Source organism: Hypnocyclicus thermotrophus, from assembly GCF_004365575.1.
Lineage (GTDB): Bacteria > Fusobacteriota > Fusobacteriia > Fusobacteriales > Fusobacteriaceae > Hypnocyclicus > Hypnocyclicus thermotrophus.
Genome location: NZ_SOBG01000006.1, coordinates 111986 through 138979, shown reverse-complemented (window position 1 = coordinate 138979; position 26994 = coordinate 111986). Strand labels below are relative to the sequence as shown.

Annotated in this window: 20 protein-coding genes; all 20 read left to right on the top strand. The window is 24.4% G+C overall.

The features are described 5' to 3' along the window. The first annotated feature begins 106 nt into the window (after positions 1-106). The 20 genes from EV215_RS07750 (at position 107) to EV215_RS07655 (ending at position 26991) form a co-directional block, all read left to right on the top strand. Positions 107-3571: an LPS-assembly protein LptD gene (locus EV215_RS07750; RefSeq protein ID WP_134113435.1), complete on the top strand. Its 3465-nt coding sequence runs from the start codon at positions 107-109 to the stop codon at positions 3569-3571. A 269-nt stretch (positions 3572-3840) separates the two neighbouring features. Then, positions 3841-5754, top strand: a complete 1914-nt coding sequence (thrS, locus tag EV215_RS07745; protein ID WP_166667379.1) for a threonine--tRNA ligase — start codon at positions 3841-3843, stop codon at positions 5752-5754. Between the two features lie 217 nt (positions 5755-5971). Next, positions 5972-6673 (top strand): Bax inhibitor-1/YccA family protein, encoded by a 702-nt coding sequence (locus tag EV215_RS07740; protein WP_134113434.1) that lies wholly within the window; start codon positions 5972-5974, stop codon positions 6671-6673. 105 nt (positions 6674-6778) lie between these two features. Then, entirely contained in the window at positions 6779-7450 is a 672-nt protein-coding gene (locus EV215_RS07735; RefSeq protein ID WP_166667378.1) for an anaerobic ribonucleoside-triphosphate reductase activating protein, read from the top strand. Between the two features lie 15 nt (positions 7451-7465). Then, on the top strand, positions 7466-8407 hold the full coding sequence (dusB, locus tag EV215_RS07730; RefSeq protein ID WP_134113432.1) for a tRNA dihydrouridine synthase DusB: 942 nt from the start codon (positions 7466-7468) through the stop codon (positions 8405-8407). A gap of 2 nt (positions 8408-8409) precedes the next feature. Beyond that, entirely contained in the window at positions 8410-11013 is a 2604-nt protein-coding gene (mutS, locus tag EV215_RS07725; RefSeq protein ID WP_134113431.1) for a DNA mismatch repair protein MutS, read from the top strand. A gap of 115 nt (positions 11014-11128) precedes the next feature. Further along, positions 11129-14353, top strand: a complete 3225-nt coding sequence (gene lptC, locus EV215_RS07720; RefSeq protein WP_134113430.1) for an LPS export ABC transporter periplasmic protein LptC — start codon at positions 11129-11131, stop codon at positions 14351-14353. Continuing rightward, positions 14350-15075 (top strand): LPS export ABC transporter ATP-binding protein, encoded by a 726-nt coding sequence (lptB, locus tag EV215_RS07715; protein WP_134113429.1) that lies wholly within the window; start codon positions 14350-14352, stop codon positions 15073-15075. Before lptC ends, lptB begins: the two co-directional genes overlap by 4 nt. A gap of 79 nt (positions 15076-15154) precedes the next feature. After that, a complete protein-coding gene (gene alaS, locus EV215_RS07710) occupies positions 15155-17752 on the top strand; it encodes an alanine--tRNA ligase (protein ID WP_134113428.1) in 2598 nt (865 codons plus the stop codon). Between the two features lie 22 nt (positions 17753-17774). After that, positions 17775-18194 carry a Holliday junction resolvase RuvX gene (ruvX, locus tag EV215_RS07705; RefSeq protein WP_134113427.1) on the top strand — a complete coding sequence of 140 codons (420 nt, stop codon included), beginning with the start codon at positions 17775-17777 and terminating at the stop codon, positions 18192-18194. 30 nt (positions 18195-18224) lie between these two features. Next, positions 18225-19445 carry a protein translocase subunit SecD gene (gene secD / locus EV215_RS07700; RefSeq protein ID WP_134113426.1) on the top strand — a complete coding sequence of 407 codons (1221 nt, stop codon included), beginning with the start codon at positions 18225-18227 and terminating at the stop codon, positions 19443-19445. A 2-nt stretch (positions 19446-19447) separates the two neighbouring features. Next, on the top strand, positions 19448-20329 hold the full coding sequence (gene secF / locus EV215_RS07695) for a protein translocase subunit SecF (RefSeq protein WP_134113425.1): 882 nt from the start codon (positions 19448-19450) through the stop codon (positions 20327-20329). A gap of 22 nt (positions 20330-20351) precedes the next feature. Further along, the gene (locus EV215_RS07690; protein WP_134113424.1) at positions 20352-20558 is read left to right on the top strand and encodes a winged helix-turn-helix domain-containing protein; all 207 of its coding nucleotides are present in this window, start codon (positions 20352-20354) and stop codon (positions 20556-20558) included. Between the two features lie 38 nt (positions 20559-20596). Beyond that, complete coding sequence (gene alr / locus EV215_RS07685) at positions 20597-21718, top strand: alanine racemase (RefSeq protein WP_166667377.1); 1122 nt, start codon at positions 20597-20599, stop codon at positions 21716-21718. Continuing rightward, on the top strand, positions 21715-22218 hold the full coding sequence (locus EV215_RS07680; protein WP_134113422.1) for a hypothetical protein: 504 nt from the start codon (positions 21715-21717) through the stop codon (positions 22216-22218). Before alr ends, EV215_RS07680 begins: the two co-directional genes overlap by 4 nt. Beyond that, a complete protein-coding gene (locus EV215_RS07675) occupies positions 22218-23063 on the top strand; it encodes a hypothetical protein (RefSeq protein ID WP_134113421.1) in 846 nt (281 codons plus the stop codon). Before EV215_RS07680 ends, EV215_RS07675 begins: the two co-directional genes overlap by 1 nt. A gap of 12 nt (positions 23064-23075) precedes the next feature. Further along, positions 23076-24260 carry a class I SAM-dependent rRNA methyltransferase gene (locus tag EV215_RS07670; protein ID WP_134113420.1) on the top strand — a complete coding sequence of 395 codons (1185 nt, stop codon included), beginning with the start codon at positions 23076-23078 and terminating at the stop codon, positions 24258-24260. A 10-nt stretch (positions 24261-24270) separates the two neighbouring features. After that, the gene (locus EV215_RS07665) at positions 24271-24822 is read left to right on the top strand and encodes a CvpA family protein (protein WP_134113419.1); all 552 of its coding nucleotides are present in this window, start codon (positions 24271-24273) and stop codon (positions 24820-24822) included. Between the two features lie 3 nt (positions 24823-24825). Next, positions 24826-25908: an LptF/LptG family permease gene (locus EV215_RS07660; protein WP_134113418.1), complete on the top strand. Its 1083-nt coding sequence runs from the start codon at positions 24826-24828 to the stop codon at positions 25906-25908. Then, the gene (locus tag EV215_RS07655; protein WP_134113417.1) at positions 25909-26991 is read left to right on the top strand and encodes an LptF/LptG family permease; all 1083 of its coding nucleotides are present in this window, start codon (positions 25909-25911) and stop codon (positions 26989-26991) included. Positions 26992-26994: the final 3 nt, after the last annotated feature.

The following is a 26994-nucleotide window of genomic DNA, read 5'->3' as shown; positions in this document are numbered from 1 at the left end:
TCCGAATTTTATATTTTAAAATTATTTATAGTTATTCAAAAAATTATAATTTTAAAATATAATTATTAGGATTTTAATAAATGAAAATGGAGGATATACTTTTTTTATGAAAAAACATATATTGTTATTGTATATAATTTTATCAATAAATATTTTAGCTGGAGATCAATTAAATATAAATACTGATGAAGCAGTGATTGATTTTGAGAATGAGGAGTTTCAAGCTGGTGGAGGAGTCAATTTTAATTATGATGATATAAAATTAAAAGCGTATAAGCTTAGAAAATTGAAAGATAAGAATATTATTATAGCTGAAAAAGGAGTGATATTTAATAAAGGAGATAATAAAGTAGAAGCATATAAATTAACTTTAAATATAGATAAAAATATAGCTATAATTCAAGATGGAGTATCTTATGTGGAAGTAGCAGGCGCACCAAAAAGACATAACAGACTATATTACGGTGGAGAGCAATTTTTAGCTAGTTATCCAGATAAAGCAGAAGTAAAAAATGCATGGTTTACTACTTCACATAAAGCATTAAAAGTAGAAAAACAAGATGATAGATTTAAACTTCCATATCATATGAGTTCAAAAAGAATATTAGTATATCCTGGGAAAAAGGTGATAGCATATAATAATATTTTATATGCAGGGAGAATACCTATATTTTGGATGCCATGGTATGCTAGTTCTTTAAAATCAGATACACAAGCTCCACTTTTCCCTAAAATTGGTTCAAATAGTGATGAAGGAACATATATTATATGGGGATTTGATTATGGTATAGAAAATAAAAATTTAAATGGAAGTTTAGCTTTAAAACAATCAACTAAAAAAGGAACTTTCATAGAAAGTTTTGAAAATATATATAAAATAAATGACGAAAACAAAGGGAAAGTTTCATTTTATGATACTTTGATTTTTCCAAGAGGAGATTATGAAGAACAATGGAATTTTGAACATCAACATGATTATAAAACGAAAAATGGGGAGTTACACTGGAAATATAAAAATCAAACAATTAATACAATAAATGCTGTAGAAGATAGTAGAAGTGAGGCAGAAGATTCTGGTGAAAGTGACCCATATAGTAACTATGAACAAAAAATGTCTAGGTATGAATTATCTACTCAATTTGATAAAATTGGAAAAAATAAAGATACATCAATTTATGCATATATACAATATGTAGATAATAAAGATGTTTTAAAAGAAATCATAAATAATAATAATGAAAACCTTTTAAATAAGGATAACAAAAGTGAAATAGATAATGAGATACAGACAAAATTAAAATTTGATAAAGATAATTTAAGATATAAACTTTATGGGTATTATGAAAGATTTGAAGATTTAGATCCAGGGTCAAGTCAAAGTGATACAAAATCATATAATAATATAGATGAATATAGAATGATAGATAAAAAATATAGGATAGATTTTTCTTATAAAAATACAGATTATGATGTATGGAGAAGTTTGTCTGATAGTGAAAGGTATGATGATGACAAGGAACTAAGTGATTATACAGGTGATTCTTATAACCCATATACAACTACTCAATATGATGAGAAATCATTAAAAGATGTTAATATTACTTTAGGTAATTATAATATTTTAAAAAATTATAAATTAAAATTTAGTTATAGCTATGATAAAAACTATGAAAAACTTAATTTAGATGAAGATCCTTTTAGAAGTAGTTATACAAATGCAAGAGATAGACAATATAATAGAACAGTTGATATTATTGAAAAAAATATAGAACAAAATGGATATCTAACGGAATTAAGTAAAGATAGCAAAAGATTAAAACTTGTATTAGGAGATTATAAATCATTTGCTAAAGATAGAGACTTGTATGAAAATACAGGTTATGATGAATTTGTAAATAATTCTAATTATAATATAATAGAATATCAAGATAGTAAAATAAATACAAAATTAGGAAATTTAAATTTTTTAATTAATAGAAGGTATGATAAATATTTTGAAAAAGATAGTTTGCAAGAATTTACTACAAAAGAAATTGTAACTAAAAATCTCTACAATAATACAGGAGATTTTTATAGAAAATATGATCTTAAAATTGATAATAAATTTAGCTATTATATGAATTATTTTATCTATAATAGTGAAAATAGAGATTTTAATGATAAGGTAGCGTATATTTCTGATGCCGAAGATTCAAAATATTATAGATTAAATGGGAAAACTTTAAAAAAGGATATATCGAATGAATTAAAAGTATTATTTGGAAATACAGATACAATATATAATATAAATTTAGTAACATATAATGATGCATATAAAAATAAATGGTTAAAAAATATATCATTAAAAAATAGTATAAATTTTAATATAGAAAATAAAAAAACTATTGCTACATCTTATGATATAAATAATTCTTATCAAGAAGATAACTATAAAAATATAGATAATCAAAACTATAAACTAGAACTTTATGACGATAATAAAGAATTTAAATATAATGTTTCATATTATAAAAATAGAGTAAGAAATGAAACTATTGATACAACTCTTGATTATTCAGATAGAATTAGGGCTTATAATTTTTTAAAGTATATAGATAAAGATATTATAAATAATTTTGAATATTCTTTTGGAGAAAAAAGTAAAAAATGGTGGACATTAGAGTATACAATAACTACAAATACCACTTATGATTATAATGATAGCAGTGGTAATACAGTAAATGATTATAGTGAAAACATTTTAAAAAATCAAATTAAAATAAATTATTTAGTGGGTGATAAATTATCTGAGTATAATAATTATAGCTATGAAGTAATAGATTATAATAATAAATTAGATAACAATTATTCTTATTATCAAAATGAAGTTAGCTATGAATATAATGATTTAAAAAAAGATGAAGATAAAAAAATAATATATACAGATAGTACAGGAGAATATCAAGTAGAATTAAGTCAATCAGAAGAAGAAAAACTACAAAGAAAATTTTTAGAACAAGTAAAACAAGAGAGGGGAATTACTACTGATATTTTTGGTATAGATGATATTGCAGATGAGATTATTTATAAAAAATATAATAAATTCACACTTACTTTAAGAGCAGATAAAAATTATACAAAAGAAACAAATTTTTTAAATGCATTAGAACTATTTAAGCTTAGATTAGAAATGCATAGAGATGAAAATAAATTAGTATATTCTTATGATGAAGAAAATAGTATATATAATAATGTCAAAACATTAAGTACAAGTAAAACACATTATTTGGAATTTATAAAAAAAATAGGGAAAACAGATGAAAAATGGATATATAAATTTGCTACAAAATATAAAACAGAATTAAAAGATAGCAATAGCGAAGAGAACTTAGATGAAGTAAGAGCTACAATAGGAAAAGAGATAGAGTTTGGACAATGGCAAACTTCATATACGCTTGATTGGAATCAAACCTATTTAAGATATGATTATACTATATCATTTAGTTTTAATTTATTTACATTCCCCGATAAATCTATTGGTATAGCAAAAAAATCTACTGAAAATGAATTGAAATTAGAAGCAGGTATTTAAACTTGACAAAAAAAGTTTAAAATAGTATAATCAATGGAAATTGGAGGTAATAAAATGAATAAGTTTATTAATATACAAATTACCTATACCGCAAAATAAAGAGGGCTAATTATTCCCTCTATATTAAAATGTAAAAATGCGGATTAGGTTTGTATCAAGAGGGCTGATTTATTTTATTTATTGATTTAATTAAAAATACCCTGGTATAAACCCGGGTATTTTTTTATATTTAATATGAAGATATAAATTTATATAAAGGAGAGATTATTATGATAAACGTAAAACTTCCTAGTGGAGATATTAAGAGTTTTGAAAACAGTGTAAATATGTTTGAAATAGCTAAAAGTATAAGTAATTCTTTAGCTAAAAAAGCAATAGCTGCAAAAATAGATGGGAAATTAGTAGATATGACATATGTACTTGATAAAGATGCAAGTGTAGAATTAATTACTCCAGATACAGAAGAAGGAGTAGATATTATCAGACATAGTACAGCGCACCTTATGGCTCAAGCTGTAATTAGACTTTTTCCAGAAACAAAAGTTACTATTGGTCCATCTATAGAGAATGGATTTTACTATGATTTTGATCCGAAAGAACAATTTACAGATGAAGATTTAGAAAAAATTGAAGCTGAAATGAAAAAAATTGTAAAAGAAGATATAAAAATTGAAAGAGAAGAAAAAACAAGAGAAGAAGCAATAGAATTTTTTGAAAATATGGGGGAAACTTATAAAGTAGAGATAATAAAAGCAATTCCTGAAGGAGAAGTATTATCACTTTATAAACAAGGAGAATTTATTGACTTATGTAGAGGACCACATGTTCCATCTACTAGATATCTTGGTTCTTTTAAGCTTAAATCTGTGGCAGGAGCTTATTGGCGAGGAGATTCTAATAATAAAATGTTACAAAGAATTTATGGATTTGCTTTTGCAAACAATAAAGAATTAAAAGATTATTTAACTTTATTAGAAGAAGCAGAAAAAAGAGATCATAGAAAATTAGGAAAAGAATTAGAATTATTTTTTATATCAGAATATGGACCAGGGTTTCCATTTTTCTTGCCAAAAGGGATGGAAATCAAAAATATTCTTATGAGAATATGGGAAAAAGAGCATAAAAAAGCGGGATATAAAATTATTCAAACTCCTATGATGCTTAATAAGGAACTTTGGGAAACTTCTGGACATTGGTTTAATTATAGAGAAAATATGTATACTTCAGAAATAGATAAATTTGAGTTTGCAATAAAACCAATGAATTGTCCAGGTGGAATATTAGCATATAAAAATGGATTACATTCATATAAAGATTTACCTCTTAGAATGGGTGAATTTGGACATGTACATAGACATGAATTTTCAGGAGCTTTACATGGATTATTTAGAGTAAGAGCATTTACTCAAGATGATGCACATGTATTTATGACAAAAGAACAAATCGAAGATGAAGTTGTAAATGTAATTTCATTATATGATAAATTTTATACATTATTTGGATTAGAATATCATATTGAATTGTCTACAAAGCCAGAAAAAGCAATAGGTAGTGATGAAATATGGGAAGTTTCAGAAAAAGCATTAGCTAATGCAGTAACAAAAGCAGGAAAAGATTATAAGTTAAATCCAGGAGATGGAGCTTTTTATGGTCCTAAACTTGATTTCAAATTAAAAGATGCTATTGGAAGAATATGGCAATGCGGAACAATTCAATTAGATATGAACTTACCTGAAAGATTTGATATGTCATATATAGGTGAAGATGGAGAGAAGCATAGACCCATAATGATACATAGAGCTATGTATGGAAGTATTGAAAGATTTTTAGGAATATTAATTGAACATTATACAGGAGCGTTTCCTACTTGGCTTGCACCAGTTCAAGTAAAAATTCTTACTCTAAATGATGAAGTAATACCTTATGCAGATGAATTAAAAAGTATATTAGAAAATGAAGATATTAGAGTAGAGATAGATGATAGAGCTGAAAAAATAGGATATAAAATAAGAGAAGCAAATGCAAAGCAAAAAATACCTGTACAATTAATAATAGGAAAATCAGAAGTAGAAAATAGAAAAGTAAATGTAAGAAGATTTGGTTCAAAAGAACAAGTCGAAATGGATATTGATGAATTTATTAAAATAATAAAAGCTGAATCAAAGCCAGTATTTAAAAATTAATATAAAAATTAGTAGAGCATATTTTTTTTATTAATTAAAGAAAATTGCTCTATTTCTTTTAATAAATTTTTAAGTTTTTGAATTTAAAATTCGATTAGATAAAAGTTATGCGAATAGTTTTAAAAGTAACTTTAATGATAAATTATTTAAATTTTTTGTGAATATTTTTGTGAATTACTAAGTTTAAAAAAATAAAAAAATTATAGGAGGGATAGATATGTACGGACTTAATGGTGGTGGATATTATCATGTAAGTGAAAAAGTAATGGCAAATACAATATCAAAAATTCTTATTTGGATGGTAGCTGGGCTTTTAATAACTTTTGGAGTAGCATTTTCAATAATGACTAATCCAGTGATGGCAATGACCGTATCAAGATCATATTTATTATTAATAATTGCACAATTTGGTGTAGTTATAGCGATGTCAGGAATGGTAAAAAAAATAAGTGTTCAAACTGCTAAGATACTATTTGTTGTATATTCAGCTTTAACAGGGGCGACATTATCATTATTAATGATGTTTTTTACAACTGCATCTATTATATATGCATTAATTATTACAGTAGTTATATTTTCTGTAATGGCAATATATGGATATACTACAAAAGAAGATTTATCAAAATTTGGAAATCTTCTTAGAGTAGGAATAATAGCGTTAATTATATTATCATTGGTAAATATGTTTTTAAGAACAGCAGCTATTTATTGGATAGTATCATATCTTGGAGTATTAATTTTTATAGGATTTATAGGATATGATATGAATATGATTAAAAATAATATTATAATAATGGCAAATGGTGATGAAGAATTAATAGAAAGATTTTCAGTATTTGGAGCTTTAATGCTTTATCTGGATTTTATTAATTTATTCATTTATATATTAAGAATAGTAGGCCTTAGAAACGATGATTAATAGTTAATCCCCTAAAAAGTAGGGGATTTTTCTTTATTTGAAAAAACTTTATTATTATGATATAATTTTGTTTAGTTAAAATGTTAAAAAGGGATGGAAAGAGATATGAAAATAGCGAGTTTAATAAAAAGTAGTACGGTTGATTTTCCAGGGGAAATAGTAGCTACTATTTTTTTGGCGGGATGTAATTTTGACTGTGATTTTTGTCAAAATTATGAACTTATTTCTCCTATAAATGTAGAATATATATCTGAAAAAGAAGTAATAGAATTTTTAAAAAAACGTAAAAATTTATTAGATGGGATATGTATAAGTGGTGGTGAACCAACTTTACAGGGAAAAGAATTAGTGAAATTTATTAAAAAAATCAAAAAAGAAGTTAGAGAAGATTTTTTAATAAAACTTGATACAAATGCAAGTAATATAGAGGTTGTAAAAGAATTAAAAGAGTGTTTAGATTATATAGCGATAGATTTTAAATCTTTAGATTATTCAAGATTTTCAGATTTCAAAACAGAAGAAATTTTAGATAACATAAAAAAAATGATTAATTTAAAAATAAATTATGAAGTAAGAATAACAATGTATCCAGAATATATTAAAGAAGAAGAATTTGAAAAAGTTGTAGAGCAGTTATATGAAATAGGAGTAAAAAAAATTTATATTCAACAGTATCAACATGCATATAGAGGTGTAGAAGAATATTATTCTTTGGGAACGTTAGAAAAGTTTAGAAAAAAATTTGAGAAAAAAAATATAGAAGCAGAGATAAGATAGAAAGAGGTTTTTTAAATGAAAAAAATCTATGTAGCACCAATAGCAGGTGTGACTGATTTTATATATAGAAAAATTTTAAATGAATTCCAGCCAGATCTTATGTTTACAGAAATGGTAAGTGTAAATGCTGTTCAAATGGGGAATAAAAAAACGGTAGATGTAATGTTAAAACTTCATGAAAATGATGGAGTTCAAATATTTGGAAAAGATATAGAGCTTATGAAAGATACAGCAATTTTTTTAGAAGAAAAAGGTGTAAAAAATATAGATGTAAATATGGGTTGTCCTATGCCAAAAATAACTAAAAATGGTTATGGAGCAGCACTTTTAGAAGATAAAGAGCATGTAAAAAAATTATTGACAACTATAAAAAATTCATTAAAAGAAGAAACAAAATTTAGTATAAAAATAAGAGTGGGTTATAAAGATAGTAAAGACCCACTATTTTTTGCTAAATTAGCAGAAGATCTCAATTTAAGTCATATAACTATACATGGACGTACAAGAGAACAAATGTATACTGGAATAGCTAATTGGGAAATTATAAAAGATATTAAATCAAAGGTAAATATTCCAGTAATTGGAAATGGAGATATTTTTACAGCAGAAGATGCTATGGAAAAAATAAATTATTCAAATGTAGATGGAATAATGTTAGCTAGGGGAATATTTGGAAATCCTTGGCTTATACAGCAAATAAGAGAAAAGATCTCATTTGGGGAAGTTAAAACTATTCCTACAATATTAGATAAATTAAATATGGCTATTAAACATGTTAACTATGCTAGAGAGTATATAGACAAGCCATTTTATTATGAAATAAGAAAACATTTATGTTGGTATATAAAAGGAATGAAAAATGCAACAAAGCTTAAAGATGAAATAAATCATATTGATAATTATAAAGAATTATTAAATAAATTAGAAGAGTTTAAATTATTACAGAAAGAGGATTAAATATGGCGGAAACTCCATTAATGAAACAATACAGACAGATTAAATCTGAAAATAAAGATAATATACTTTTTTTTAGATTGGGAGATTTTTATGAAATGTTTTTTGAGGATGCTGTTATAGTATCAAAAGAATTGGGCCTTACACTAACATCTAGAAATAAAGAAAAAGGTATAGATATTCCAATGGCTGGAGTTCCATTTCATTCTGCAGCTAGTTATATATCAAAACTTGTAAATAAAGGTTATAAAGTAGCTATCTGTGAGCAAGTAGAAAATCCTAAACAAGCAAAAGGTATAGTAAAAAGAGAAGTGGTAAAAATAATTACCCCTGGTACCGTTATAGATATAGATTTTTTAGATGAGAAAAATAATAATTATTTATTATCTTTAATTATAAAAGAAAATCGTGCAGGAATAAGTTATTTAGATATTACAACAGGAGAATTTAAAACATTTGAAATAGAAAAAACAAAAGTTTTAAACGAAGTATATAAAATCTCGCCAAAAGAAATACTTATAGAGGAAGAAAGCTATAAAGAAATAAGGGATGAAATAGATAAATTTTTAGAAATTAATGATATAAATTATACTATTATAAACAAATTAAAAACTTCAGAAGAGTTAATAAAGGAGTATTTTAATATAGTATCATTAGAAAGTTTTGGGATAGAAGATAAATTATTATCTATAGATGCGAGTGGGATTATTTTAAAATACGCGTTAGAACTTCATAAATATAATGAATTACCAATAACAAAACTTAGTTATGAAAATCGAGCAGAGTATATGGAGCTTAATGTAGCTACTCAAAAAAATTTAGAGCTTTTTAGTAGTGAGAAAAATAATATAGGAACTTTAGTTTGGGTTTTAGATGAATGTAAAACAGCAATGGGTTCTAGATTATTAAAGAAATTTATTAAAAATCCTCTTACAAGTATTGAAAAAATAAAAAAAAGACAAAATGATGTAACTTTTTTTATAAAAGATATAATTAAAAGAGAAGAAATAAAAGAGAACCTTAAAAATATATATGACATAGAGAGACTTATAGGGAAAATAATACTTGGTACTGAAAATGGAAGAGATCTTATAGCATTAAAAAAATCTATAAAATCATCTATTGAAATAGCAGCTATACTAAATAATGATAAAATAATAAAAATAGATATAAAAAAATTAGATTATTTATATAAATTAATAGATACTACAATTACAGAAGAACCACCTTTTTCAATAAGGGAAGGTGGAATTATAAAAGAAAATGTAAATTTAGAACTTGATGAATTAAGAAAAATATCTAAAAACGCAAAAGATATAATAATCGAAATAGAGGCAAGAGAAAGAGAAAAAACAGGTATTAAAACTATGAAAATTAAATATAACAAAATATTTGGTTATTTTTTAGAAGTAACAAAATCAAATATAAATTTAGTACCAGATACATATATTAGAAAACAAACTCTTACAAATGCTGAAAGATATATTACAGAAGAATTAAAAGAAATAGAGAATAAGATAATTAATGCAAAAGATAAAATAGAAAATTTAGAATATGAATTATTTAAAGAAATTAGTGAAAAGATAAGAAAAGAAAAAAATTTATTGCAACAATTAGCAAATGATATAAGTTATTTAGATGTAATAATATCTCTTGCATCAGTTGCAATAAAAAATGATTATATAAAACCTGAATTAAATACAGAATATAGCATAGAAATAAAAGAAGGTAGACATCCTATTGTTGAAAAACTTTTAATAGATGAAGATTTTATAGCAAATGATGTGTATTTTGATAGAGAAAAAAATTTGATAATTCTTACAGGGCCTAATATGGCAGGAAAATCTACTTATATGAAACAGGTAGCTCTTATTTTGATATTAGCTCAAATGGGATCATATGTACCAGCTGATTATGCTACTATAGGTATAGTAGATAAAATATTTACAAGAATAGGAGCGAGCGATGATCTTGTAAGTGGACAATCTACATTTATGGTAGAGATGAGTGAAGTAGCAAATATTATGAATAATGCTACAGAAAATTCATTTATAATACTAGATGAAGTAGGAAGAGGAACATCTACATTTGATGGAATTTCAATAGCTACATCTATTACAGAATATATACATAATAATGTAAAAGCAAAAACTATATTTGCAACACATTATCATGAACTTACAGAGTTAGAAAATAGATATAAAACAGTAATTAACTATAGAATTGAAGTAAAAGAAATAGATGATAGTGTTATTTTTCTAAGAAAAATTGTAAAAGGTGGAGCAGATAAATCATATGGAATTGAAGTAGCAAGGCTTGCAGGACTACCAAATGAAATATTAGAAAATTCAAGAAAAATATTAAAAAATCTTGAAGAAAAAAGAGCTTTAATTGAAAAAAAAATAAAAGGAAAACAACTTGCACTTTTTGGCGGGGTAGAAGAAGAAATAGAAGATGAACCAGAAAGAATAGTTGAAATAAAAGAAGTAGTTCCAGAAAATATAATTGAAATAATAAAATATATTGAAACTATTGATATAAACAATATTACACCAATGCAAGCTATAAATTATTTAAACGAAATAGTTTTGAAATTGAAAAACAAATAAAAAAATAAAACTCTAATATAAATAAATATTGAAAAATATATCAAATTATTTTTTTAATTAAAAAATTAGAAATTTTTAGTGATTATAAAATGAAAATCAAATTATTGGGGGAAAAATGTTAAAAAAAAGCTTGAATTTATTTATAATGCTATTTCTAGTATTTTTTATATATAATACATATATAAAAAAAGATAAGGAAATAAAAATCGAATTTAATAATGATATAAAAACTACTAATATTATATATAATTTTGATAATTACAAAATCAAAGCAGAAATTCAAACGAATGAAGCTATTAGTAAAAAAGAAATATTTGAACAAACTTTAGCTTATTTTAAAACTAGTATATTAAAAGGAAATAAAGCTGAAATAGATAAAAATAGTAATATGGTTCTTAGAGGAAATATCAAAGGAACAAATAGTAAGAATGGTTGGGAGTTAGAAACTGAAGAGTTAAAGTATTTGGCAAAATCTAAAAGAATTATTGGAAATAGAAGATTAACAGCTATTAACAAAGAAGAAGATTTAAAGTTTATATCAGATACTTTTAATACAAATTCTGATTTTTCATATTTTGAATTAATTGGAAATATTAAAATTTACCATGGTGATTCTATAATATATGCTGATAGAGCTGTTTACTCTGAAAAAGATCAAAATTTAGAAATTTCAGGGAATATTATTATAAATTATAAATCACAAAAAAAAATGTTAATAGGGAAATTTACAAAATTAAATTATAATCTTAAAAAAGAAATTTTAATAAGTAATTTAGCATATAAATTAGAAATGAACAATTATACTTTATCAGCTAAAAAATTTTATTATGATAATATAAAACAAGTTGTCATAGCTGAAAAAGATGTAAAAATATATGATAATCTTAAAAATTTAGAAATGAGTAAAATAAATTATAATCTAAATAATAAACAAATGATTATGATAGGTGAAATACATGGAAATTATGAAGATTTTAGTTTTATAGCAGATAAGGGTGAAGCATTTATAGATTCAAAAGAATTATTTCTTTATGATAATATAATTATAAATAAAGAAGGGAATAAAATTTATGGTGATAAAGTTATTTATAATGAAGAAAACAAAAAAATGTTAATAACAGGAAATAAATTAAGAGTAGAGCTAGAAAAGTATCATTTAATTTCAACGCTAGTAGAGTACAACTTAAATAAATCAGAGCTGCAAGTACCAAATAATTTTGAAATGTTAGAAAAAGAGAATAAAATAGAGATCTATGGTAATAAATTATTATATAAAATAGATACTGAAAAAGGAATAGCAGAGGATATAACGATAATTAACAAAAATAATAAAGCTACGAGTGATAATATATTTATCGATTATAATAATAAAAAATATACATTAAAAAATAATGTGAATTTAAAAAATGATGAATACAGAATAAAAACAGATAAAATAGAAATGATTGATAAAGATATACTATATATTCCAAATGAATACACGATAATTAACGAAAAAGGTAATATTAATGGAACAAATGCAATATATAATGATATTGATAAAATTTTATTAAGTGACGAAAAGTCAAATTTAAAAAACGATGAATATAATATTTATTTTTTAAAATATAAATATGATTTAAAAAATAATCAAATAACTTTAGAAAATATAATTGGAGAAAATTTTAAAGAAAAGATAAAATTTAGAGCAGATAATGGTATATATATTCAAGGAACAAATGATATTTCACTAAAAAAAAATGTAGAAATAGATTATAATAATTATACAGCTTATACAGAAAAAGCTATATATAATGATGAAAGTAAATTGATAGAATTTCCAGTAAAAGCTTTTATTTTATCAAAAGATAAAAAATTGAAAGGGGAAATCTATAGCGGAGAAATAGATTTAAATAATAATGAATTTTTAGGAAATAAATTTATTGCTAATAATGAAAAAAGTAAAATATTAAGCGATGAGATAAAATATGATATAAGAAATGAAATAGCTTATTTAAATGAAAATGTAAAATATACAAGAGATAATATTGAAATTTTAACAAATAATATGATTTATTATAAATTGACAGAGTATATTGATTCACCAGAACCTATAGTTTTTAAAAGAAATAATATAAAAATTACTTTAGATAATGCTAAAATAAATTTAAATAAAAAAATAATAAAAGGTGAAAATCCTTTATTTACAACAATAAATGGAAATATTATTAAAGGAAATTACATTTATGGAGAATATTATAAAAATGAATTTAATTTTTATAATGGTTTAGAAGCAAAAATAATAGATGAAAAAACAAAAAATAGTATTACATTTGAAGGAGAAACAGCAAAAATATATTTTACAACAAAAGGTGATAAACAAGAGCTTACTAGAGCAGAGATAAAAGATAAAGTAGATTTTTATTATAAAAATTTATATTTAAATTCTAATTATTTAGAATTAGATAATATTGGGAAAACAGTATTTTCAACTGGTGAATCTATTTTAGAGATAGATAAAACAGATAAAATTTCATCACAAAATTTAGAATTTGATATAAATAATGAAATAGCAAAAATGAAAGAAAATGTAAAAATTTTTAATATAAGTAAAGAAAGTGGAGATGTGAATACAAGAGCAGACGAAGCTATTTTTAATAATACGCTCAATAAAATTGATCTTAGTGGAAATGTAATATCGTATAAAGGTGATACTAAGATATTAGCTGATTCTGGGATATATGACTTAAAACAAAATAAATTATATGGAAAAGGTAATATAGCTTTTACATTTGACATAGAAACTTTAGAACAGAAAAAAAATAAAGAAAAAAATGAAAAGAAAAATATCGAAGTAATTAATAAAACAATAGAGAAAATAAAGATTCCTAAAGTATTAACTGAAAAAATAAAAACTATAGACTTAAAAAAAAGAGATGGAAATGTTATAATAATATGGAATAGTAGTAATAAAAATATTATTTCTAAATATGGTGAAGTAAATCATCCTAAATATTTAGAAAATGATGAAGTTGTAATTCTTACTGCTACTTATAAACTTTATAATACAGAAATAAAAAAAGAATATATTGTAAAAGTAGAAAAAGAAAGTAAAGATAGTTATATTAATGGAAAAATTTTAGAAACAAAATTTGATATTATAGATAATAAATTAATTATTGAAAATAAAGATTTGAGTTATCAATTTAAAAAAATAAAAAAAATAGATGATAATAAAAATATATTTGAAAATGAATTTGAATTCAAGCTTAAATATAGATTTGAAGATATAGAAAAAGAGATAGAATATAAAGGATATAAAGAAAATAAAAAAATAGAAATTGTAGGAGATATACAATGAAAAGTATAGCAGCTCAAGATTTAGTGAAAATATATAAAAAAAGAAAAGTTGTAAATGGTGTCAGTCTCGAAGTTAAAAAAGGTGAAATAGTTGGACTTTTAGGACCAAATGGAGCGGGAAAAACTACAACTTTTTATATGATAGTAGGAATAGTAAAACCAGAATTAGGAATAGTATATTTCAATGAAAAAGATATTACAAAATATCCAATGTATAAAAGAGCTAGATTAGGAATAGGTTATTTAGCTCAAGAACCATCAGTTTTTAGAAATTTAACAGTAGAAGAAAATATTTTATCTGTTTTAGAAATGAGAAATATAAGTAAAAAAGAAAGAATAGCAATAAAAGATGAACTTTTAGAAGAATTTAAACTAACGCATGTATATAAATCATTTGGATACTCTCTGTCGGGTGGAGAAAGACGAAGGGTTGAAATAGCTAGAACTATTGCTAATAATCCGGATTTTATACTTCTTGATGAGCCTTTTGCAGGTGTTGATCCAATTGCAGTAGAAGATATTCAAAATATTATAAGATATTTAAAAGAAAGAGGATTAGGGATTTTAATTACAGATCATAGTGTGAGAGAGACATTAAATATAACAGAAAAAGCATATATTATGGCTGAGGGAAAAGTATTTATTCAAGGAACTCCAAAAGAAATTGCAGAAAATGAGCAGGCAAGAAAAGTTTATTTGGGAGAAAAATTTAAATTAGATTAATATTTATTGACATTATAGCAGAAAATATATATTATATTTTTGTTAATACATTAACAATTTTAATTGAGGTGATAGAAAAATGCTTACTGGAAATGAAATTAGGAGCAAATTTATTGAATTTTTTAAAGATAAAACACATAAACATTTTGAAAGTGCATCACTTATACCAGATGATCCAACTCTTTTATTGACGGTTGCAGGAATGGTACCTTTTAAACCTTTTTTTTTAGGTCAAAAAGAAGCTCCGTATCCTAGAGTGACTACGTATCAAAAATGTATAAGAACAAATGATCTTGAAAATGTAGGAAGAACAGCTAGACATCATACTTTTTTTGAAATGCTTGGAAATTTTTCTTTTGGTGATTATTTTAAAAGAGAGGCAATAGAATGGTCATGGGAATTTGTAACAGAAATATTAAAATTTGATAAAGAAAAATTATGGGTATCAGTATTTAAAGATGATGACGAAACAGCAAAAATATGGCAAGAAATAGTTGGAATACCAGCAGAAAAAATAGTTAGACTTGGAGAAGAAGATAACTTTTGGGCGGCAGGACCAACGGGAAGTTGTGGACCATGTAGTGAAATATATATAGATATGGGTGAAGAATTTGGATGTGAGAGTCCTACATGTGGAGTAGGATGTGATTGTGACAGATATTTAGAAATATGGAATTTAGTATTTACTGAATACAATAGATTAGAAGATGGGAGTTTAGAGCCGCTTCCAAAGAAAAATATAGACACAGGAGCGGGACTTGAAAGACTTACAGCAGCATTAAATAAAACACATACAACATTTGAAACAGATTTATTATTTCCTATTTTAGAAAAAGTGGCTGAAATGGCAAATGTAAAATATAAAAATAATGAAAAAACAGATTTTTCTTTAAAAGTTATAACAGATCATATTAGAGCTATAATTTTCTTAATTTCTGATGGAGTATTACCATCAAATGAAGGAAGAGGATATGTTTTAAGAAGAATATTAAGAAGAGCAGTAAGACACGGTAGACTATTAAATATAACAGATAATTTCTTATATAAATTGGTAGATTTTGTTGTTGATATGATGAAAAATGCTTACCCTGAGTTAGAAAAAACAAAAGAACACGTAAGAAAAGTAATAAAAATAGAAGAAGAAAAATTTTCTAAAACTCTTGATCAAGGGATAGAAATGGCAATTCGAGAAATTGAAAAATTAAAATTACAAAAGAAAACAAAATTTGATGCAGAAACTGTATTTAAACTTTATGATACATATGGTTTTCCATTTGAATTAACAGAAGAGATTGCTATAGAGCACGGAATAAAAGTGAGTTTTGATGAATTTAATGAAAAAATGGAAGAACAAAAAAATAGAGCTAGAAATAGTAGAGAAGTAATTAAAGAAGAAGGGCAAGATGAATTTATTGAAAAATTTTATGATATATACGGCAAAACAAATTTTGAAGGATATAATTTATTAGAAACAAAAGCTATTGTATATGATATACAAAAATTAGAAGAAAATAAATTACAAATTATTTTTGATAAAACTGTATTTTATGCTGAATCAGGAGGACAAGTATCAGATAGCGGAATAATAATAGGTGATAACTTTAATGGAAAAGTAATAGATGTACAAAAAAGAAAAGATATTTATTTACATATAGTTGAAATAAATGAAGGAGATATAGAAAAAGGTAATGAGCTTATTTTAAAAGTAGATAAAGAAAAAAGAGATTCAATAAAAAGAAATCATACAGCAACACATTTATTACATGAAGCTTTAAAAGAGGTAGTAGGAGAACACGTAAATCAAGCAGGGTCATTAGTAACAGAAGATAGATTAAGATTTGATTTTACTCATTATGAAGGATTGACTAGAAAACAAGTAGAAGAAGTAGAAAGAATTGTCAATAAAAAAATCTTTGAAAATCTTGAAGTAAAAATAGAATATATGGATATAGAATCTGCAAAATCAAAAGGAGCAATGGCTCTATTTGGTGATAAATATGGAGATATAGTTAGAGTTGTATCAGTAGAAGGGTTCTCTATAGAGCTATGTGGAGGAACTCATGTAAATAGAACAGGAGAAATTGGATTATTTAATATTTTACATGAATCAGGGATAGCAGCAGGAGTAAGAAGAATAGAGGCAACTACAGGATATAAAAGTTTTGAAGTAGTAAATGAAATGGAAAGGGAGATATTAAAAGTAGCGGAATTATTGAAAACAGATATAAATCATATTGAGGATAAAATAATTAAATTGCTTGAAACGCAAAAAGAATTAACAAAAGAATTAGAGATAACAAAATCAAAATTAGCAACATATGAAGCAAATAGTTTATTTAATGAAATAGAAGAAATAAACGGAGTAAAAGTTTTGTTAAAAACTTTTAAAAATAAAGAAGCCGGTGAATTAAGAGAAATAGTTGATAAAGCAAAAGAGAAATTGAATTCATGTGTAGTAGTATTAGGAACAAATAACAAAAAAGCTATATTCGCAGTAGGAGTAACAAAAGATTTAATTAATAAAATAAAAGCTGGAGATTTAGTGAGAAAAATAGCTGAAGTAGCAGGTGGAAAAGGTGGTGGAAGAGCAGACTTTGCACAAGCTGGAGGACCAAATGGAGATAAAGTTACAGAAGCAATAAAATTAGCAAAAAAAATATTAACTGAAAGTTTATAAAAATTAAGAGAAGGGATAAAAAATGTATAAAAAATATTTATCTCTTGATATAGGAGATGTAAGAATAGGGGTAGCGAAATCAGATATTTTAGGAATTACAGCTACACCATATGAAGTAATAGACAGAAGAAAAACAAAAGCAATTAAAAGAATAAAAGAGATATTAACAAAAGAAAATATTTCATCTATAGTTGTTGGGATACCTAAGAGTTTAGATGGAAGTGAAAAAAGACAAGCTGAAAAAGTGAGATTATTTATTTCAAAATTACTAAAAGAAATAAAAGGGTTAGAAATAATAGAGATAGATGAGAGATATTCAACAGTGAGTGCTGATAAAGCACTCACGGCTATGAATAAAAAGGGTGCAATAGAAAAAAGAAAAGTTGTAGATAAAGTAGCTGCAGCTATTATTTTGCAAACATTTTTAGATAGTAAAAAATAAATTTTATTATAATACAATTAGGAGGCAAGCATGAAAAAGAATTTAGTATTTGATTTTGTTATTATTTTAATAGTTCTGTTAGGTGCAGCATATTTTGCTTTTAAAAAACCTATAAAAATGGGACTAGATTTAAAAGGTGGCGTATATGTAGTAATGGAAGCAGTTGCTGAAGATGGAGGAACTATAACTTCAAATGATATGGACAGATTAATAGAAGTTTTAGAGAGAAGGGTAAATGGATTTGGAGTATCAGAAGCAGTAGTTCAAAAAACAGGTGATAAAAGAGTTATAATAGAATTACCTGGTATTAAAGATACTCAAAAAGCAGTGGAAACAATAGGGAAAACAGCGTTTTTAGAATTTAAATTAGTAGAATCAGATGGTTCATTAACAGAAACAGGAGTAAATGGGAAAGATTTAAAACAAGCAGACATAAGTTATGATAATTTTGGAAGACCTCAAATAGTATTTGAGTTAACAATAGAAGGAGCTAAGAAATTTGCAGAATTAACTAGAAATAATATAGGAAGACAATTAGCTATTACTCTTGATGGTGAAGTTCAAACATCACCAACAATTAAAAGTGAAATTCCTGGAGGGAAAGGGACTATTTCAGGAGGATATACAATAGAAGAAGCAAAAAGTTTAAAAACTTTACTTAATGCAGGAGCATTACCTGTAAAAGCAGAAATACTTGAAACAAGAACAGTAGGAGCAACTTTAGGTGATGAATCAATTGCTCAAAGTAAACAAGCGGGAATAATTGCAATAGTATTAGTAATGGCGTTTATGGCAATTTTCTATAAATTACCAGGACTTATAGCAGATGTAGCTCTTACAATTTGTGGAATTATCATATTTGGAACGCTAAATTATTTTGAAGCAACACTTACATTACCTGGAATAGCTGGACTTATATTAACATTAGGAATGGCAGTAGATGCAAATGTAATAATATTTGAAAGAATAAAAGAAGAATTAAGAGGAGGAAATTCAATTTTAAAAAGTGTAGAAAATGGATTTAAAAAAGCATATTCTGCAATTTTAGATGGAAATATTACTACTCTTATAATTACAGCAATTTTATTTTCTCTAGGAACAGGGCCTGTAAAAGGTTTTGCAGTTACATTAACAATAGGGATACTTGCTTCAATGTTTACAGCTATTACAGCGACTAGATTTATGTTAAAAACACTTGTTCTTTATACTGATATAAAAAATCCGAAATTCTTTGGTGTTAGGGGGAAATAAAATTGAAAAGACTAGAAATTATTAACAAAACAAAAATATGGTTAGGTTTTTCAGCATTTTTAATAGTAGTATCATTAATAGGTATAATAAAAGGATTGAATTTAGGAATAGATTTTACTGGTGGAAGTTTAGTACAAGTAAAATTTGAAAAACAAGCAGATTTAAAAACACTTAATAATGTATTTGATGAAATTTCAAATGAAATATCTCAAGTAGCTTCAACTAGTAGAAAAGTTCAAATTGCTGATGATAATTCTGTTATAATAAGAGTACCTGAATTAACAGAAGAAGAGACAGGTACTTTATTAAAAAAATTAGAGGAAAAATATTCAAAATTTGACTTATTAAAAGTAGATAAAGTAGGAGCAACTATAGGAAAAGAATTAAAAACAAGTGCAATATCAGCACTTATAATAGGAGCAATTTTAATAGTTATATACATCACTATTAGATTTGAGTTTATTTTTGCTATTGCAGCGATAATAGCGTTATTACATGATGTAATAATAGCAATAGGTGGGATAGCACTTTTAGGTTATGAAGTAAATACACCATTTATAGCTGCAGTTCTTACAATATTGGGATATTCTATAAATGATACAATAGTTGTATTTGATAGAATAAGAGAAGTATATAGAAGAAATAAAGCAAGAAATTTAGGAGAGATAATAGATGAAAGTATAAATGATGTAATAGTAAGATCAATAAATACATCATTAACTACTTTTTTAGCAGTAGTTGCAATTCTTTTATTTGGAGGAGCAAGCTTACAAACATTTATTACGACATTGTTAATAGGAATAGTTTCAGGAACATATTCGTCTATTTTTGTAGCTAGTCCACTTGTATATTTATTTGAAAAAAATAAAAAAATAAAAGTTTAACAAGAAAAAGGGAGGGATTATATTGAAGTATTCATTTGAAATGATAGGAAATAATGCAGGGATAATATGGAAAACATTAGCAGATAAACCAAAACAAAGTATTGTTGAATTAGAAAAAGAAACAAAGCTTAAAAGAGATGAAATTTTATTAGCACTTGGTTGGCTTATAAAAGAAGATAAATTGACTTATGAAAAAATTGGAAGAGGAATTAAATTTTACTTAAAATAAAAGCAGGCAAGAGGGTTTTCTCTCGCTTGCTTTTTAGTATGTTTTTAGAAAAAAACATACTAAAAAGCAAGATAAACATAGAAAGAGGGACGCAAAGTATGAGAGCTTGGGCTGAAATAAATATTAAAAATTTAGAGCACAATATTAATATAATTAAAAACATTTCAAATAATCATGATATATTAGGGATATTAAAAGCTGATGCATATGGACATGGTGCAATAGAAATATCTAAAATTTTAAAGAAAAATGGGATAAAAATATTTGGAGTTGCTTCTGTAGATGAAGCTATTGAACTTAGAAAAAATGGAATAAAAGATGATATTTTGATATTGGGCTGTGTACTAAGTGATGAATATGACGATATTATAAAATATAATATAATTATAACAGTAGCGTCTTTTGAAAATATAAAAAATATAGAAAAATATAAAATTTATCCTAGAATACATATAGCAATAGATACAGGCATGGGAAGAAGAGGTTTTTTTTCAGAAGAGTTTTTAAAAGCGTATAATTATATAAAAAATAATAAAATAGCTAAAATAGAAGGAATATATTCTCATTTTTCTGTTGCAGATGTTGAAGAAGAAAAAAAATATACAATTAATCAATTAAGAGAATTTGAAAAATTAACACATAATATAGAAGTAAAATATAAACATATATCAAATAGTGCTGGGATAATTAATTATTTAGATAAAACAAATAGCAATTTAATAAGACCAGGAATAGCACTTTATGGGATAAATACAACAAAAAAAGAGTTGGATTTAAGAAATGTATTAAAATTTAAATCTAGAATAGTTCATTTAAAAAAAATAGATAAACCTAGATATATATCTTATATGAAAAAATATCTTGCAAAAGAGGGAGAAGTAATTGCTACTATTTCAGCAGGATATGCTGATGGAGTAAAAAGAGCTTTTTCAAATAAAGGTTATGTAAAGATACATAATGTAAAATGTAAAATAGTTGGACTAGTATGTATGGATCAATTTATGGTAAGTATAGACAGTTCAATAGTAGATAAAGTAAAATTAGGAGATGAAGTAATAATATATGATGAGAATATAAGTGAATTAGCTAGTATGATAGATACAATACCATATGAATTATTAACATCTCTGACTAAAAGAGTAAAGAGGGTATATTTATGATATTTCAAAAATTAAAAATTTCTTCAAGATTAATAACTTTTTTAGATATAATTGTTATAGTGTTTATGTTTATATTTTTAAAAAGTTATTTTTCGGTTCATAAATATTCTTATACAACTAAAAAAAATGGTTTAAAGATAGTTTCTACAATAAGAAATAAAAAACTTAATCAAAATAATTTTATGATAATTAATTTAACGATACAAAATACTACTAGAAAAGATAAAATTATAGAAATAAATAGAAAAAATATATTTAATATTATAGTAGAAAAAGATAATAAAGTTATATATAAAAGTGATATATTAGATATTAAAAGAGAGAGAAGTAAAAAGATAAAATTGGCTCAAAGAGGCGAATTAAAATTATCATATGAATGGGATTTGACTTCAAATTTTAAAGAGGAAATAACAACCGGAAATTATAAAGTTACAGTATATAGTTTAGATTTAGATATTAGTCATTCGTATGATATAGAGATAATAGAGGAGGAAAATTAATGAAAAAAATAGTATTATTAGTATTAGGATTAATAATATTAGCTTGTACTAATAATGTACCTTTACAAAACACAGTAAAACAAGGGGGCATTGTTAATAATACTCCAGTACAAACAAAATCTATTGATAATTCAAAATTTCAAGGGATTAATTATTTAGAAAAAAAAGTAATAGGAATAAGCATGGAAACAAGTGGAATGAGTTATGAAGAAAGAATAGGATTTCTAGAAGATAGAATAATAGGAAATAGAAGTAATGACAATATTTTAATTAGACAAAGAAAACTATATGATTTAGTATTTTTAGATGGAAGTTATTATAGTTTGAATACAAAAGTAGACAATTTAGAAGATTATATATTTCAAGAAAGAGATTCTGATTTAGACCTTCAAACTAGAATAGAAAAAATAGAAGAATATCTTTATAGTGACAGAAAAAATGGAGAAGCATTGCTAGATAGAATAAATGATATATATTCATATTTACTTATAACAGATAAAGATTTCATTAAAAAAGGTCAATTTTTAAAACGAGAAATAGGGGTTATAGAAATAAGAACGGTTAAAAATTACGGTTCTTTAGAAGTAGGAGAAATATTAGAATTTAATTTAGAAAAAGATATTGAGGGGATAGCAAAAACGGGCTCTTTAGTAATAGGAAAAGTTATTAGCAAAACAACAGGCGGATTGTTTACTGATGAAAAAGTAACTATTGTTCTTGGGAAAATAATAAATCAAGAAAAAAGAGAAATAAGTATTTATAAGAAAATAGAATTAAAAGGAAATGTGCAGAGAATATTTGGTGGAAAATACGTAAGAATAGATAATATGGTAATAATAGGATAAGAAAGGAATAAAATGGCTACAAGAGTAATACTAAATAAAAATAAAGATAAAAAAATTAAAAATTTTTATCCAAATGTATTTAAAGATGAAGTAAAAGCAGTAATGGGGAAATATAATATTGGTGATATAGTTAATGTATGTGATGAGAAATTAAATTTTATAGGGAAAGGATATATTAACAACAATACAAATATTTTAGTTAGAGTATTAACAACAAAAGATGAAGATATAAATTATGAATTTTTTTATAAAAAAATTAAAGAAGCATATAAAAAAAGAACATATTTAAAAAAAGAAACAAATTCAAAAAGAATATTTTTTGCAGAAGCAGATGGAATTCCAGGATTCATAGCTGATGATTTTGATGGTTATTTATCAGTTCAATTTAGAAATGAAGGAATAGAAAAATATAAAGATATTATAATAAAAGCTATTTTAGAAATAGTAAAACCTAAAGGAATTTATGAACGATCAGATGTAGAAAATAGAGTAATTGAAGGTGTTGGTGAGCAAACAGGAATTATTTATGGAGAAATACCAGATAAAATTATAATGGAAGACAATGATTTGAGATATATAGTAGATATAATAAATGGTCAAAAAACAGGATTTTTCTTAGATCAAAGAGAATCAAGAAAATTTATAAGAAGATATTTAAATAAAGAAACTAAATTTTTAGATGTTTTTTCATCTAGTGGTGGATTTTCTATTGCAGCTTTAAAAGAAGGATGTCAAAAAGTAGTAGCAATAGATAAAGATAAATATGCATTGAAGTTATGTCATGAAAATTATAATTTAAATAAATTTAAAAATGAATTTAAAACTATTGAAGGAGATGCATTTGAAGTTTTAAAAGATATTGTAAAAAGTGGAGAACAATATGATGTAATTACATTAGATCCCCCATCTCTTATAAAAAAGAAAACAGAAAGAAAAAAAGGAAGAGAGTTTTTTTACAACTTATGTTTAGATAGTTTTAAAATTATAAAAAATGGAGGTATAGTAGGGATAATAACATGTGCATATAATATTACTTTACAAGACTTAATAGAAACGAGTAGAATGGCGGCATCAGAAAATGAACAAATATTAGAGGTGTTGGGAGTAAATTATCAACCAAACGATCATCCATGGATTCTTCATATACCAGAAACTTTATATTTAAAATGTTTGTGGGTAAGAGTATATAAAAAATAGGGAGGCGTATATGTATTTAGATCTATTATTTATTGTTATTTTATTGATTTTTGCATTACTTAGTTTCAAAAAAGGGATTATTTATGAGATATTATCGATATTTTTTTTGGGATTAAATATAGTAATATCAAAACAACTAACACCTATTGTATATTCAAAACTTAATGTTAGTGTTGACAAGGGAATAGCTAATACTATTATATATACTTTACTTTTTATAGCAGTATATATAGTATTTGGATTTATATTAAAATTATTTAGATTTGTTATAACTAAAAGTGTTAGTGGGAGTTTGGATAAAGTATTAGGAATGATACTTGGAATTATAAAAGGAGTAATTGTATCAGTATTTTTATTATTTATAATTACATTTGTAGCAAAATATCAAGAAAATTTAGAAAAACAATTAGATGATAGTAAAATAGCAAAAATATATATAAAAGCACAAAATGTTATTTTACCAATGATACCAAAAGATATATCAGACACAATAAAAAAATATACAGATGAAAAAGAGATAAAAAAAGTATTGAAAGAAGCACTTGATAAAAGGGGAAAATAAAAAATGAAGCTAATTAATAAATACATATATAAAGAGCTTACATTACCAATCATTTTTGGAATCAGTTTGTTTACTTTTATTTTTTTAATAGATATTTTAGTAAGCATGATGGAAAATATATTAGTTAAAAGTGTGCCAGTACTAGATGTACTGGAACTTTTATCTTATACGTTACCACCTATTTTTGCAGAAACTATACCTATGGGCGTTTTTTTAGGTATAATGATAACGTTTAGTTCTTTATCAACAACAAGTGAAATAATAGCAATGGAATCAATTGGAATTAGTTTAAAAAAAATAATAAGACCGACATTTACTTTATCTTTTATTATTATGTGTTTTGTATATTTTTTATATCAGAGTGTAATACCGCGTTCTGGTGAAAAACTTATAAAGATATCTAGAAAAATTGCTTATACAAAACCTTCGGTGCAGTTAGAAGAAAAAATATTTGTTACTGGAATAAATGATTATAATGTTTATATAAATCATTTAGAACCAGAAGGAACAGTTGCAGATAGTTTGGTTATATTTAAAAAAGAAATAGATACTATTTATCCACAAGTAATTTTGGCAAAAAAAGCAAAATGGGAAAATTCTAAAATGTATTTAAAAAATGCAACCTTTTATAAAGTGAGCAGTGATGGGAAAATATCTTTAAAAGGAAAATTTGAAAAACAAGAAGTTCCAATTAATACTTTTTTTGGAGATTTTAATACAACAATAGAAAAACCCGAAAACATGAGTATTAGTGATCTTTTAAAAAAAATTAATAATTTAAAAAAACAAAATAAAAAAACAATTAAATACGAGCTTGAAATGTATAAAAAGTTATATACTCCTAGTTCGATTTTGATATTATCAGTACTTGGAGTAATATTATCTGTAAATAATAATAGAACTGGGAAAGGTGCAAGTTTTGGAATAAGTATATTAATAATTTTTATATATATAACTCTTATTAATATTTTTTATATGATATCGCAAAAAGGAAATATTGCACCAAGTATTGCGATGATTATTCCTAATATTTTACTTTTATTACTTACAATGTTTTTATATGTAAAAAAAGCTAGGAGTAGATAGATGCTAAAAAAAATTGATATATACATATTGAAAAATTTTATAAAAAATTGGATTATGAGTTTGATTGGGTTTAATGTAATTTTTATTCTTAGTCAAATATTTAGAATTATAGGGTATGTTACTCAAGGTGAAATGACATATAGCGAGGCATTAATATATACATTATCAATAACTCCAGATATGATAATGACAGTATTACCACTCTCTATATTATTAGGTGGGCTTATAACTGTTAACAAAATGGCAACAACGCTTGAAATTACAGCATTAAAAACTTCAGGAATAAGTTTTTTTAGAATAGTAAGATATCCGTTAATATTTACTTTTACATTATCTTTTGGAGCGTTTTGGTTTTATAATAATGTTGTACCAATATCTAATAAAAAATCTAGAGAATTAAGATATGAAAAAGTATATAACAATCTTAAAATTTCTCAAATAAAAGCAGATGTTTTTTTAAAAGGAGAAGGTAATTATCTTTATTATATAAGGATAATAAATGGCGAAAAAAACACTATTGATAATATGGAATTAGTTTTATTTGATGATGAATTAAAAAAAATAAAAAAAATAATAGTATCTAAAAAAGGATATTTTGATATAAAAAAAAATAATTGGATATTAAAAGAAGTTGTTGAGAATGATTTAGAAAATAATGAAACTATCTTTTTTAATGAAAGGATATATGATATAATAAAAGAAAAACCACAAGATTTTTTAAGGGATAAGATAATATTAAGAGAAGCTAAATTAAATGATTTAAGAGATAGTGCAAATTTTATTAAAAGAACAGGTGGAGATGTCAGTAAATTATTGGTAGAGTTAAATAAAAGAATAGCTTATCCATTTGCAACTTTTGTTGTTAGTTTTTTGGGCTTATCTTTAGGAAGTAGATTTGTAAGAGGTGCATCAGCAATTAGTTTAGCACTTAGTATTTTTCTAGGCTATAGTTATTATGTAATTCAAGCAACGTTAGAAGCTTTATCAATTGGTGGTAAAATAAATAGTTTTGTAGGAGCTTGGATACCAAACTTATTATTTTTAGTAATTGGAATATATTTTTTAAATAAAGCAGAATATTAGGAG